General features: G+C 57.5%; 14 protein-coding genes. 13 read left to right on the plus strand and 1 reads right to left on the minus strand.

What is annotated here, in order from left to right:
* Window position 1: 1 nt before the first annotated feature.
* Entirely contained in the window at window positions 2-736 is a 735-nt protein-coding gene (cysH, locus tag LRS40_RS11675) for a phosphoadenosine phosphosulfate reductase (protein ID WP_142486928.1), read from the plus strand.
* A gap of 90 nt (window positions 737-826) precedes the next feature.
* Here cysH and LRS40_RS11680 read toward each other — a convergent pair whose 3' ends face one another.
* Window positions 827-1,870, minus strand: coding sequence for an aminopeptidase (locus LRS40_RS11680; RefSeq protein ID WP_156264536.1), 1,044 nt, complete (start codon window positions 1,868-1,870; stop codon window positions 827-829).
* A gap of 239 nt (window positions 1,871-2,109) precedes the next feature.
* Here LRS40_RS11680 and cysG point away from each other — a divergent pair, with 239 nt between their 5' ends.
* From cysG to nlpD, 12 genes are all read left to right on the plus strand, one after another.
* A complete protein-coding gene (gene cysG, locus LRS40_RS11685) occupies window positions 2,110-3,468 on the plus strand; it encodes a siroheme synthase CysG (protein ID WP_231313748.1) in 1,359 nt (452 codons plus the stop codon).
* A 155-nt stretch (window positions 3,469-3,623) separates the two neighbouring features.
* Window positions 3,624-4,532: a sulfate adenylyltransferase subunit CysD gene (cysD, locus tag LRS40_RS11690; protein WP_142486925.1), complete on the plus strand. Its 909-nt coding sequence runs from the start codon at window positions 3,624-3,626 to the stop codon at window positions 4,530-4,532.
* Window positions 4,533-4,541: 9 nt separating this feature from the next.
* Window positions 4,542-5,969 (plus strand): sulfate adenylyltransferase subunit CysN, encoded by a 1,428-nt coding sequence (cysN, locus tag LRS40_RS11695; RefSeq protein WP_142486924.1) that lies wholly within the window; start codon window positions 4,542-4,544, stop codon window positions 5,967-5,969.
* A complete protein-coding gene (gene cysC, locus LRS40_RS11700) occupies window positions 5,969-6,574 on the plus strand; it encodes an adenylyl-sulfate kinase (protein WP_142486923.1) in 606 nt (201 codons plus the stop codon). The genes cysN and cysC overlap by 1 nt, the downstream gene beginning before the upstream one ends.
* Window positions 6,575-6,630: 56 nt before the next feature.
* Window positions 6,631-6,954 (plus strand): DUF3561 family protein, encoded by a 324-nt coding sequence (locus LRS40_RS11705; protein ID WP_142486922.1) that lies wholly within the window; start codon window positions 6,631-6,633, stop codon window positions 6,952-6,954.
* Window positions 6,955-7,120: 166 nt separating this feature from the next.
* The gene (gene ftsB / locus LRS40_RS11710) at window positions 7,121-7,432 is read left to right on the plus strand and encodes a cell division protein FtsB (protein ID WP_231313749.1); all 312 of its coding nucleotides are present in this window, start codon (window positions 7,121-7,123) and stop codon (window positions 7,430-7,432) included.
* A gap of 21 nt (window positions 7,433-7,453) precedes the next feature.
* On the plus strand, window positions 7,454-8,164 hold the full coding sequence (gene ispD / locus LRS40_RS11715; RefSeq protein ID WP_156264534.1) for a 2-C-methyl-D-erythritol 4-phosphate cytidylyltransferase: 711 nt from the start codon (window positions 7,454-7,456) through the stop codon (window positions 8,162-8,164).
* Window positions 8,164-8,643, plus strand: a complete 480-nt coding sequence (ispF, locus tag LRS40_RS11720) for a 2-C-methyl-D-erythritol 2,4-cyclodiphosphate synthase (RefSeq protein ID WP_040074259.1) — start codon at window positions 8,164-8,166, stop codon at window positions 8,641-8,643. Before ispD ends, ispF begins: the two co-directional genes overlap by 1 nt.
* Complete coding sequence (gene truD, locus LRS40_RS11725) at window positions 8,640-9,689, plus strand: tRNA pseudouridine(13) synthase TruD (protein ID WP_231313750.1); 1,050 nt, start codon at window positions 8,640-8,642, stop codon at window positions 9,687-9,689. Before ispF ends, truD begins: the two co-directional genes overlap by 4 nt.
* Window positions 9,670-10,431, plus strand: a complete 762-nt coding sequence (surE, locus tag LRS40_RS11730) for a 5'/3'-nucleotidase SurE (protein ID WP_032613629.1) — start codon at window positions 9,670-9,672, stop codon at window positions 10,429-10,431. Before truD ends, surE begins: the two co-directional genes overlap by 20 nt.
* Entirely contained in the window at window positions 10,425-11,051 is a 627-nt protein-coding gene (locus LRS40_RS11735) for a protein-L-isoaspartate(D-aspartate) O-methyltransferase (RefSeq protein ID WP_156264532.1), read from the plus strand. The genes surE and LRS40_RS11735 overlap by 7 nt, the downstream gene beginning before the upstream one ends.
* Window positions 11,052-11,167: 116 nt before the next feature.
* Window positions 11,168-12,295, plus strand: coding sequence for a murein hydrolase activator NlpD (gene nlpD / locus LRS40_RS11740; RefSeq protein WP_156264531.1), 1,128 nt, complete (start codon window positions 11,168-11,170; stop codon window positions 12,293-12,295).
* Window positions 12,296-12,354: the final 59 nt, after the last annotated feature.

Here is a 12,354-nt window from a genome sequence, read left to right on the forward strand (position 1 = left end):
TATGTCCGTACTCGATCTAAACGCCCTTAACGAACTGCCGAAAGTCGAACGTATTCTGGCTCTGGCGGAAACCAACGCCCAGCTGGAAAAGCTGGACGCCGAAGGCCGCATCGCCTGGGCTCTGGAAAATCTGCCAGGTGAATACGTGCTCTCGTCGAGCTTTGGTATCCAGGCGGCGGTCAGCCTGCATCTGGTGAATAAGATCCGCCCGGACATCCCGGTGATCCTCACCGATACCGGATACCTGTTCCCGGAAACCTACCAGTTTATTGACGAGCTGACGGACAAGCTCAAGCTGAATCTGAAGGTCTACCGCGCGGAGCAGAGCGCGGCCTGGCAGGAGGCGCGTTACGGCAAGCTGTGGGAGCAGGGCGTGGAGGGCATTGAGAAATACAATGCCATCAACAAAGTCGAGCCGATGAACCGGGCGTTGTCCGACCTCAACGCTAAAACCTGGTTTGCCGGTCTGCGCCGGGATCAGTCCGGTAGCCGGGCATCACTACCGGTGCTGGCCATTCAGCGCGGGGTGTTCAAGGTGCTGCCGATCATCGACTGGGATAACCGGACCGTTTACCAGTACCTGCAGCAGCATGGTCTGAAATACCATCCGCTGTGGGATCAGGGCTATCTGTCAGTGGGGGATACCCACACCACCCGCAAATGGGAGCCGGGTATGGCAGAAGAAGAGACCCGTTTCTTTGGCCTTAAGCGTGAGTGCGGATTGCACGAAGGGTAAGTTTTGTGCCCGGGGGCGCTGTGCTTACCGGGCCTACGGTTCGTGCCGTTTTGTAGGCCCGGTAAGGCTTAGCCGCCACCGGGCATGACCTTATGCCTTTCCTGCCTTCGCCAGCTCTTTCACCAGCGGCAGCATTACGCGCACCACGTCCCGGCTGCGGTGCTCGATCCGTTTTGGCAGCGCCTCGTCAATGTACTGCAGATTATCCAGCCTGACGTTATGCCAGCTGGTTCCCTGCGGGAAGGCTTTCGATTTCGCCCGCTGCTGATAACCGTCTTTCTTACCTAATGACCAGTTGGTCGCCTCGACATACAGCACCGGGATCCCGGCTTTGTCGAAAACCTCACCGTCATTGCAGCAGCCGGTCCCTTTCGGGTAGTTGGCGTTGCCGCCCGGATTGGTGGCGGCGAAGATACCCTGGGTGCGGGCAATCGCCAGCGCGCGGTCGCGGGTTAATTTGCGCACCGGGGCAGGGGTGGTTTTGCCGCTGTTAAAATAAAGCTTATCGCCCACAATAAGGTTATCGAGGTTGATCACCAGCAGCGTGTTTTTCTTCTCGGCCGCGCTCATGCGGTTAAGCACGTTCTCGGCGCCCAGGCGTCCCTCTTCTTCACCGCTGGTGGCGATAAATCGGATGCTGTACTGCGTTGGGATATTTTTCAGCTGCTCCGCCAGCTCCAGCATCACCCCGACGCCAGCGGCATTATCATCGATGCCCTGTAACGTGAGGCCGCCGAGGTTGTTATCGGCATCGCTGTCGCTCATCGGAGCGTAGGTATCCAGATGCGCCAGGATAATGATCTGCTGCGCGGCTTTACCTTCATGGGCAGCAATTACGGTGCTGCCGGTCACGTTGTGCCAGTTTTTGCTCTGGTTACGCGAAGTGTAGATATAGCGGCTCTGGAAGGTGCGGATATCGCTCTGGTAACCCATTTCGGCGAACTGCTGGCGCACATAGTCAGCGGAGAGCATCTCGGCGGGAGTGCCGGTCATACGGCCCGGGAAAAAGGTCGCTATATGACGCGCCTGCGTCGCGGCAATCTCACCCGGAAGAGGGGTTTTAGCCTGAACCGTTCCGATCAAGCAAACGCCGATCGCCAGGGCAGCGATACGGTGGCGCATTGCGGAAAACATAGTGAGTCCTTAAAAAATAGAGCAAAATTTTACCGCGCTTAGTATGAAACTGTGACCGCGCTTACACAATTTGAATTGCTCTTAAATGCCCGTAATTACGCATGTTAAGCACTTTTTGATATTTGCTTTTCCAGAGCGTTATTCCATTGAGTAACTACTCATTCCAATTCGTAATTTCATTCGCTATGAGCAGCCCCCTATAGTCCCACTATTCCTGGTTGTTAGCGAGTTGTAGCATTGTGGATTACCTTCCTTTATTTGCTGACATAAAAGACCGTCCGGTACTGGTGATCGGCAGCGGTGAAATTGCCGAGCGCAAAATTGCCTTTTTACATCGGGCAGGCGCGCGCGTGCAGGTGATTGCCGAAGCGGACTTTGATGAAGCGCAAATCGACAATGTGGTATTGGTTATTGCCGCAACCGAAAACCGTGCGCTCAACCAGCGCATCTCTGATGCCGCCCACGCCCGTCACCGTCTGGTGAACGTGGTGGACGATCAGCCGCTGTGCTCGTTTATCTTCCCGTCGATTGTCGACCGCTCGCCGCTGTTGGTGGCGATCTCCTCCGGCGGCACCGCACCGGTGCTGGCGCGCGTCCTGCGGGAAAAAATTGAAGCGTTGCTGCCAACCAGCCTTGGCCGGATGGCAGAGAAAGCCAGCTTCTGGCGCAACCACCTGAAAACCCGCCTGACCAGCGTGGCGGAACGCCGTCGCTTCTGGGAGCGGGTGTTCCGTGGCCGCTTTGCCAGCCTGATGCAGGCCGGTAATGAGACGGCGGCGCAGCAGCTTCTCGAGGACGAACTGGATAACCCGGGCAGCACCAGCGGGGAGATCATCCTCGTCGGAGCGGGGCCGGGCGATGCCGGACTACTGACGCTTCGTGGCCTGCAGGTACTCCAGGATGCGGACGTGGTGTTCTACGACCATCTGGTGACCGAGGGTATACGCGAGCTTATTCGTCGCGACGCCGAGCAGATCTGCGTCGGCAAACGCGCGGGCGGACACGCCGTACCGCAGCACGACACTAATCAGATGCTGATTGCCGCAGCGAAAGCGGGCAAGACCGTGGTGCGTCTCAAAGGCGGCGATCCCTTTATCTTTGGCCGCGGCGGCGAAGAGCTACAGGCAGCCGCCGAAGCGGGCGTACCCTTCCAGGTGGTGCCGGGGATCACCGCGGCCTCCGCGGTAACGGCCTATGCCGGTATTCCGCTGACGCACCGGGATTACGCCCAGAGCGTCACCTTTGTCACCGGTCACTACAAGGCCGACAGCACCCCGTTCGACTGGACCCATCTGGCCCAGAGTCGTCAGACGCTGGCGATCTATATGGGCACCATGAAGGCGGCGGAAATCAGTGAACAACTTATTCACCACGGGCGTGATGCAAACATGCCCGTGGCGGTGATATCCCGCGGCACGCGCGTCGATCAGCGCGTGGTGACCGGCACACTACAACACCTTGCAAGCCTGGCGAAAGACGCCCCAATGCCCGCCCTGATTGTGGTGGGTGAAGTGGTGCAGCTGCACAGCACGCTCGCCTGGTTTCAACACACTACCGACACAGAAGGGTTTGGCTCTTCTGTCGTAAATTTGGCTTAGCCCTGGAGCAACAGGCTATTTTATTTGCCATTTTTGCCCCGGGCTGTGCTCGCAATCCTCACGTACTTGAGTACGCTCCGGTTGCTGTGCGCAGGCCGTGACAAAACTGGCTGCAACAATAATGCCTGTTGCACCAGGCCTTATAAGGAACGGTTATGGATCAAAAACGACTGACTCACCTGCGGCAGCTTGAAGCGGAGAGTATTCATATCATCCGCGAAGTGGCCGCCGAGTTCGCTAACCCAGTAATGATGTACTCCATCGGGAAAGACTCCAGCGTGATGCTGCACCTGGCGCGTAAAGCGTTTTATCCGGGCACGCTGCCGTTCCCGCTGCTGCACGTGGATACCGGCTGGAAATTCCGCGAGATGTATGAGTTCCGTGACCGTACCGCCAAAGCGTATGGCTGCGAACTGCTGGTGCATAAAAACCCGGAAGGGGTGGCGATGGGTATCAACCCGTTCGTGCACGGTAGCGGCAAACACACCGACATCATGAAGACTGAAGGGCTGAAGCAGGCGCTGAACAAATACGGCTTTGATGCGGCCTTTGGTGGCGCCCGTCGCGATGAAGAGAAATCCCGCGCCAAGGAGCGTATCTACTCCTTCCGCGATCGCTTCCATCGCTGGGATCCGAAGAACCAGCGCCCGGAGCTGTGGCACAACTACAACGGCCAGATCAACAAAGGCGAAAGTATTCGCGTGTTCCCGCTCTCCAACTGGACCGAGCTGGATATCTGGCAGTACATCTATCTGGAAAATATTGAGATCGTTCCTCTGTATCTGGCGGCTGAACGTCCGGTGCTGGAGCGCGACGGCATGCTGATGATGGTGGATGACGATCGTATCGATCTCCAGCCTGGCGAAGTGATCAAAAAGCAGATGGTGCGCTTCCGTACCCTCGGCTGCTGGCCGCTGACCGGCGCGGTGGAATCCAACGCGCAGACGTTGCCGGAGATCATTGAAGAGATGCTGGTGTCGACCACCAGCGAGCGACAAGGGCGCGTGATTGACCGCGACCAGGCAGGCTCGATGGAGCTGAAGAAACGTCAGGGTTATTTCTAAGGAGCCGCCATGAATACCACTATTGCTCAACAGATTGCGGATGAAGGCGGCGTTGAAGCCTACCTGCACGCACAACAGCACAAAAGCCTGCTGCGTTTTCTGACCTGCGGCAGCGTTGATGACGGCAAAAGTACGCTGATTGGCCGTCTGCTGCACGATACCCGTCAGATCTATGAAGATCAGCTCTCCTCCCTGCATAACGACAGCAAACGTCACGGCACCCAGGGTGAGAAGCTCGATCTGGCCCTGCTGGTGGATGGCCTGCAGGCGGAGCGCGAGCAGGGCATCACCATCGACGTGGCCTATCGCTACTTCTCCACCGAGAAGCGCAAATTTATTATTGCCGACACCCCGGGGCACGAGCAGTACACCCGCAACATGGCAACAGGCGCGTCTACCTGCGACCTGGCGATCCTGCTGATCGACGCCCGTAAAGGGGTGCTGGATCAGACCCGCCGTCACAGCTTTATCTCCACGCTGCTGGGGATCAAGCACCTGGTGGTGGCGGTCAACAAGATGGACCTGGTCAACTTCAGCGAAGAGAAGTTTAACGAGATCCGCGAAAGCTACCTGACCTTTGCCGAACAGCTGCCGGGCAACCTCGATATCCGCTTCGTGCCGCTCTCGGCGCTGGAAGGGGATAACGTGGCTTCCCAGAGCGCCAGCATGCCGTGGTACAGTGGCCCGACGCTGCTGGAGGTGTTAGAGACCGTCGAGATCCAGCGCAGTGTGGAAACGCAGCCGATGCGCTTCCCGGTGCAGTACGTTAACCGCCCGAACCTCGATTTCCGCGGCTTCTCCGGCACCATTGCCTCCGGCAGCGTGCAGGTGGGGCAGCGCGTGAAGGTGCTGCCCTCAGGCGTAGAATCTGCGATTACCCGTATCGTCACCTTTGATGGCGATCTGCAGGAAGCCGGGGCAGGCGAAGCCGTTACTCTGGTGCTGAAAGACGAAATCGATATCAGCCGTGGCGACCTGCTGGTGGATGCCGCAGAAACGCTGCCTGCGGTGCAAAGCGCCTCCATTGATGTGGTGTGGATGGCCGAGCAGCCGCTGAGCCCGGGCCAGAGCTATGACATCAAAATCGCTGGCAAGAAAACCCGCGCCCGCGTGGACGGCATTCAGTATCAGGTGGATATCAACAATCTGGCGCAGCACAGCGTCACTGAACTGCCGCTGAACGGCATCGGCCTGGTCGATTTCACCTTCGACGAACCGCTGGTGCTGGATCAGTATCAGCAGAACCCGGTAACCGGGGGCTTAATCATTATCGATCGCCTGACCAACGTCACCGTGGGCGCCGGGATGGTGCGTGAGCCTAAATCGCAGGCGAACGCGGTGCCGTCAGAGTTCAGCGCCTTTGAGCTGGAGCTGAACGCGCTGGTACGCAAACACTTCCCGCACTGGGGCGCACGCGATCTGCTGGGAGGCAAGTAATGGCCCAGCATGATGAGAACGTCGTCTGGCATCCTCATCCGGTCACTGTAGCCGATCGCGAACAACTCCACGGTCACCGTGGGGTTGTGCTGTGGTTTACCGGGCTCTCGGGCTCCGGTAAGTCCACCGTCGCGGGCGCGCTGGAGGAGGCGCTGCATAAAGCGGGTGTCAGCACCTATCTGCTGGATGGCGACAACGTGCGCCACGGGCTGTGCAGCGATCTCGGCTTTAGCGATGCGGATCGCAAAGAGAACATCCGTCGGGTGGGTGAAGTGGCCAGCCTGATGGCCGATGCCGGGCTGGTGGTGTTAACGGCGTTTATTTCGCCGCACCGCGCCGAGCGGCAGTTCGTGCGCGAGCGCGTCGGCCAGAACCGCTTTATTGAAGTCTTCGTCGATACCCCGCTGGAGATCTGCGAGCAGCGTGATCCGAAGGGGCTGTATAAAAAAGCCCGCGCGGGTGAACTGAAAAATTTCACCGGCATTGACGCAGTTTATGAAACCCCCGATGCGCCCGACATCCATCTGGAAGGTCAACAATTGGTAACAAATTTAGTGAGCCAATTATTAGACCTGCTCAGACAGGGCGATATTATCAGATCCTGAGATGGTATTGATGGGGTGATTAACCCCATCGATATGTCATGGTCACAGGATCAGCTATGCGAAACAGTGAGAACTACATTATCACCGGGGCGGACAGGGTATCGACAAATGACGACACGACCTGGTCTTTCCCTGGGGCGATTGTCGGCTTCGCGTCATGGCTGATGGCACTGGGTATCCCTTTCCTGTTTTACGGCAGTAATACCCTGTTCTTTTTCCTCTATACCTGGCCTTTCTTCCTGGCGCTGATGCCCGTTGCCGTCGTGGTGGGGATTGCGCTGCACTCTCTGCTCAACGGCAAGCTGCTCTACAGTTCATTCACCACCGTAATGACGGTGGTGGCAATGGTCGGACTGTTATTTTTATGGCTCATGGGATAAGTTCAGCCATAATTCAAACCGTCACTAACTGTGTCACGTTGAAGGCTGCGCGAATCTGCAAAAAAAATGTGGTACATTTGCCCGCAATGGTGCGGCATCTCTGTAGCCCCGATGTAGAGTCGTGGGGAAAGTTATGGGATGATGATGCCGTTTTTCAGGGGGCAGGATGGGTAAACTTACGCTGCTGTTGCTGGCATTGCTGGTCTGGCTTCAGTATTCACTGTGGTTCGGTAAGAACGGCCTTCACGATTACAGTCGCGTCGGCGATGACGTGACGGCGCAGCAGGCAACAAACGGCAAACTTAAAGCGCGAAACGATCAGCTGTTTGCGGAAATTGACGATCTCAATGGCGGACAAGAAGCCATTGAAGAGCGCGCGCGCAACGAACTCAGCATGACTAAGCCGGGCGAAACCTTCTATCGTCTGGTGCCGGATGCGTCTAAACGCAACCAGGGCTCAGTACAAAACACCCGATAATCAGGCCCAGGATTATTAGCCATGGCAGTCACTTTTTCAAACGTATGCGCCGTTGTGCCAGCCGCCGGGTTTGGCCGGCGCATGCAGACAGAATGTCCTAAGCAGTACCTTTCAATTGGTGATAAAACGATCCTTGAGCACGCCGTAGCGGCGCTGCTGGCGAACCCACGCGTGACGCGGGTCGTTATCGCCATCAGCCCGGGCGACGCCCGCTTTGCCGCGCTGCCGCTTGCCCGCCATCCGCAGGTCACCGTTGTAGACGGCGGCACGGAGCGTGCCGACTCGGTACTGGCAGGTCTCCAGGCCGCCGGTGAAGCGCAGTGGGTGCTGGTGCATGACGCGGCGCGTCCGTGCCTGCATCAGGACGACCTGGCGCGTCTGCTGGCCATCAGCGAAACCAGCCGCGTCGGCGGCATACTGGCAACGCCGGTACGCGATACCATGAAGCGCGGCGAGCCGGGAATTCCGGCCATTGCCCATACGGTAGATCGCGTTGACCTCTGGCATGCGCTGACGCCGCAATTTTTCCCCCGCGAGCTGCTGCAGGCCTGCTTAACCCGTGCGCTGGATGAAGGCGCAACCATCACCGACGAAGCCTCAGCGCTGGAGTACTGCGGTTTCCACCCGGAACTGATTGAAGGGCGCGCAGATAATATAAAAGTGACGCGCCCCGAAGATTTACAGCTGGCAGAATTTTATCTTACCCGTTCGACCCATCAGGAGAAGGCATAATGCGAATTGGACATGGTTTTGATGTACACGCCTTTGGCGGCGAGGGCCCAATTATCATTGGCGGTGTACGCATCCCTTATGAAAAAGGACTGCTCGCGCATTCTGATGGCGATGTTGCCCTGCACGCGTTAACCGACGCACTGCTGGGTGCGGCGGCGCTGGGCGATATCGGCAAGCTGTTCCCGGACACCGATCCGGCCTTCAAAGGGGCCGACAGCCGCGAACTGCTGCGCGAAGCCTGGCGTCGTATTCAGGCCAAAGGTTTTACCCTCGGTAACGTGGACGTGACCATTATTGCTCAGGCACCAAAAATGCTGCCGCATATCCCGCAGATGCGGGTGTTTATTGCCGAAGATCTCGGCTGCCACATGGATGACGTCAACGTCAAAGCCACCACCACCGAAAAGCTCGGCTTTACCGGTCGCGGTGAAGGTATCGCCTGTGAAGCCGTGGCGCTGCTGGTGAAGGCGGCCAAATGACGGATTTCGATAACCTGACGTACCTGCACGGTAGACCGCAGGGCACGGGCCTGCTGAAGGCCAATCCGGAAGATTTCGTGGTGATCGAAGATCTGGGCTTTGAGCCGGACGGCGAAGGCGAACACATTCTGGTGCGGATCCTGAAAAATGGCTGCAACACCCGTTTTGTGGCCGAGGCGCTGGCTAAGTTTCTGAAAATTCACGCCCGCGAAATGAGTTTCGCCGGGCAGAAGGACAAACACGCTGTCACCGAACAGTGGCTCTGCGCCCGGGTGCCCGGTAATGCAATGCCTGATTTAAGCCAGTTCCAGCTTGAGGGCTGTAAGGTGCTCGAATACGCCCGTCACAAGCGCAAACTGCGCCTCGGCGCGTTAAAGGGCAACGCCTTTACGCTGGTGCTGCGTGAGGTAAGCAACCGCGACGAGGTCGAAAAACGTCTTACTGCCATCACCGGGCAGGGCGTGCCGAACTACTTCGGTGCCCAGCGTTTTGGTATTGGCGGCAGTAACTTACAGGGTGCGCTGTGCTGGGCGCAAAGCAATGCCCCGGTACGTGACCGCAATAAACGCAGTTTTTGGTTGTCGGCAGCCCGCAGTGCGTTGTTTAATCAAATCGTGAGCGAGCGTCTGAAAAAAACGGACGCGAATCAAGTTGTTGTTGGCGATGCGCTACAATTAGCGGGGCGCGGCAGCTGGTTCGTCGCCACCGACGAAGAAATGGGTGATTTGCAGGCGCGCGTCAATGCGAAAACGCTGCTGATCACCGCGGCCCTGCCGGGTACCGGCGAATGGGGGCCGCAGGGCGAGGCGCTGCAGGCGGAGCAGGCAGCCGTCGCCGGTGAAACAGAATTATGCTCTCTGCTGGTGCGGGAAAAAGTCGAAGCGGCACGCCGGGCGATGCTGCTCTATCCGCAACAGCTGAGCTGGAACTGGTGGGATGACGTAACCGTTGAGTTACGTTTTTGGCTACCGGCAGGTAGCTTTGCCACCAGTGTTGTCAGGGAACTTATCAACACTTCGGGTGACTATGCGAATATTGCTGAGTAACGATGACGGGATCCACGCGCCGGGCATTCAGACGCTGGCTAAGGCGCTACGTGAGTTCGCTGAGGTGCAGGTTGTGGCTCCCGATCGTAACCGCAGCGGTGCCTCTAACTCGTTAACCCTCGAGTCGTCCCTTCGCACCTTTACCTTCGACAATGGCGATATCGCCGTTCAGATGGGCACCCCGACGGACTGTGTTTTTCTCGGCGTTAACGCCCTGATGCGTCCGCGTCCGGACGTGGTGGTCTCCGGCATTAATGCCGGGCCCAATCTGGGCGATGATGTGATCTACTCCGGCACCGTGGCGGCCGCCATGGAAGGGCGCCATCTCGGTTTCCCTGCGCTGGCCGTCTCGCTCAACGGGCATCAGCATTACGACACCGCTGCCGCGGTGACCTGCTCCATTCTGCGCGCGCTGAGCCGCGAGCCGCTGCGCACCGGGCGGATACTCAATATCAACGTCCCGGACCTGCCGCTGGATCAAATTAAAGGCATTCGCGTGACGCGCTGCGGTAGCCGTCATCCGGCGGATAAAGTGATCCCGCAGGAAGATCCGCGCGGCAATACCCTGTACTGGATTGGCCCGCCGGGTGAAAAACATGATGCCGGCCCGGATACCGACTTCGCCGCGGTGGACGAAGGGTACGTTTCCGTCACGCCGCTGCATGTAGATTTGACCGCGCATAACGCGCAAGATGTGGTGTCAGGCTGGCTGGATCGCGCCGGAGTGAGCTCCCAATGGTAAGTAAACGTGTACAAACACTCCTGAATCAATTACGCACTCAGGGTATCGCTGATGAGCATGTGCTTAATGCCATTTCGCTGGTGCCGCGTGAAAAGTTCGTCGATGAGGCGTTTGAGCACAGTGCGTGGGAAAACGTCGCTTTGCCAATAGGCCAGGGGCAGACCATTTCCCAGCCCTATATGGTGGCGCGAATGACCGAGCTGCTGGAGCTGACCCCGGACTCGCGGGTGCTGGAGATCGGCACCGGGTCGGGATACCAGACCGCCATTCTGGCGCACCTGGTGCATCATGTCTGCTCGGTTGAACGTATTAAAGGCTTGCAGTGGCAGGCGCGTCGGCGCCTTAAGCAGCTTGACCTACATAATGTTTCTACCCGTCACGGCGATGGCTGGCAGGGCTGGAAGGCTCGCGGCCCGTTTGATGCCATTATCGTGACGGCCGCACCGCCGGAAATCCCGGCTGCGCTTATGGCGCAACTGGACGACGGCGGGATCCTCGTTTTACCGGTGGGCGATGAACATCAGCTGTTAAAGCGTGTTCGTCGACGGGGCGACGAGTTCATCATCGATACCGTAGAAGCCGTACGTTTTGTGCCTCTGGTAAAAGGGGAGCTGGCCTGAGACTCGGATTTTTCCAGGGTTATTCAGGCCAATTCAGCGTATGGTGTGGCGCAAAAGCGCGTGACATTACGGTTAATTTTAAGTCACTGGTAACTAATAATATTCCTGGGGGATAAATGAGCGCGGGAAGCCCAAAATTCACCATCAGCCGTGTTGCGGCACTGTCACTGGTTTCACTGTGGCTGGCAGGTTGTACATCCTCGAATAATGCCCCTGCGCCGGTGAGTTCAGTTGGCGGCAACAGCGGTACCAGCACCGGCAATTCATCCGGCGGCATGCTGATCACTCCTCCGCCAAAGATGGGCACCACAGCACAACAAACACCTCAGATTCAGCCTGTTCAGGCACCGGTAACCCAGCCAACGCAGATTCAGCCAGTGGATCAGCCTGTCCAGACGGAAAATGGCCGCATTGTGTATAACCGTAAGTATGGGAACATTCCGAAAGGGAGCTATACCGGCGGCAGCACCTACACCGTAAAACGTGGCGATACATTGTTCTATATCGCCTGGATCACCGGGAACGATTTCCGTGACCTTGCACAACGAAATAACGTTCAGGCCCCGTATGGACTGGAAGTTGGCCAAACGCTGCAGGTAGGTAACGCAACGGGCAAACCGCTTACGCCAGGCAATACCGTGTCGGTTGCTGACGTGACGGCGCAAAATAACAGTGTGACGCCTGCGCAAAAATCAAGCACAGTGGTTGCGTCGCAACCGACAATTACGTATTCTGAGGACTCAGGTGAACAGAGTGCTAACAAGATGTTGCCGAATAATAAAGGGTCTGCGGCTGTGGTCACAGCGCCCGTTACGGCACCTGTCGTTAGCTCTACCGTGCCCGTTGCCAGTAGTCAGACGTCCAGCTCGCCAATCTCTTCGTGGCGCTGGCCGACTGAAGGCAAGGTTATCGAGAACTTTTCTTCCTCCGAGGGGGGAAATAAAGGGGTCGATATCGCAGGAAGTAAGGGACAGGCTATTATCGCGACCGGAGATGGACGCGTAGTATATGCCGGTAACGCTCTGCGCGGTTACGGTAATCTTATTATCATAAAACACAACGATGATTACCTGAGTGCCTACGCCCATAACGATACGATGCTGGTCCGGGAACAACAAGAAGTTAAGGCGGGGCAAAAAATAGCTACTATGGGTAGCACCGGAACCAGTTCTACACGCTTGCATTTTGAAATTCGTTACAAGGGGAAATCCGTAAACCCGCTGCAATATTTACCGCAGCGATAATTTGGCGGGACATACCACTTCGGGTGTCTCGTTCAGGGATCACGGGTAGGAGCCACCTT

It is taken from the genome of Leclercia sp. G3L, assembly GCF_021117075.1.
GTDB classification, from domain to species: Bacteria; Pseudomonadota; Gammaproteobacteria; order Enterobacterales; family Enterobacteriaceae; genus Enterobacter; species Enterobacter adecarboxylatus_C.

Excerpts from the sequence above, each read along its gene's own strand:
- cysH (WP_142486928.1), top strand. The coding sequence starts at position 2 with ATGTCCGTACTCGATCTAAACGCCCTTAACGAACTGCCGAAAGTCGAA.
- LRS40_RS11680 (WP_156264536.1), bottom strand. The coding sequence starts at position 1,870 with ATGTTTTCCGCAATGCGCCACCGTATCGCTGCCCTGGCGATCGGCGTT.
- cysD (WP_142486925.1), top strand. The coding sequence starts at position 3,624 with ATGGATCAAAAACGACTGACTCACCTGCGGCAGCTTGAAGCGGAGAGT.
- cysN (WP_142486924.1), top strand. The coding sequence starts at position 4,542 with ATGAATACCACTATTGCTCAACAGATTGCGGATGAAGGCGGCGTTGAA.
- cysC (WP_142486923.1), top strand. The coding sequence starts at position 5,969 with ATGGCCCAGCATGATGAGAACGTCGTCTGGCATCCTCATCCGGTCACT.
- LRS40_RS11705 (WP_142486922.1), top strand. The coding sequence starts at position 6,631 with ATGCGAAACAGTGAGAACTACATTATCACCGGGGCGGACAGGGTATCG.
- ftsB (WP_231313749.1), top strand. The coding sequence starts at position 7,121 with ATGGGTAAACTTACGCTGCTGTTGCTGGCATTGCTGGTCTGGCTTCAG.
- ispD (WP_156264534.1), top strand. The coding sequence starts at position 7,454 with ATGGCAGTCACTTTTTCAAACGTATGCGCCGTTGTGCCAGCCGCCGGG.
- ispF (WP_040074259.1), top strand. The coding sequence starts at position 8,164 with ATGCGAATTGGACATGGTTTTGATGTACACGCCTTTGGCGGCGAGGGC.
- truD (WP_231313750.1), top strand. The coding sequence starts at position 8,640 with ATGACGGATTTCGATAACCTGACGTACCTGCACGGTAGACCGCAGGGC.
- surE (WP_032613629.1), top strand. The coding sequence starts at position 9,670 with ATGCGAATATTGCTGAGTAACGATGACGGGATCCACGCGCCGGGCATT.
- LRS40_RS11735 (WP_156264532.1), top strand. The coding sequence starts at position 10,425 with ATGGTAAGTAAACGTGTACAAACACTCCTGAATCAATTACGCACTCAG.
- nlpD (WP_156264531.1), top strand. The coding sequence starts at position 11,168 with ATGAGCGCGGGAAGCCCAAAATTCACCATCAGCCGTGTTGCGGCACTG.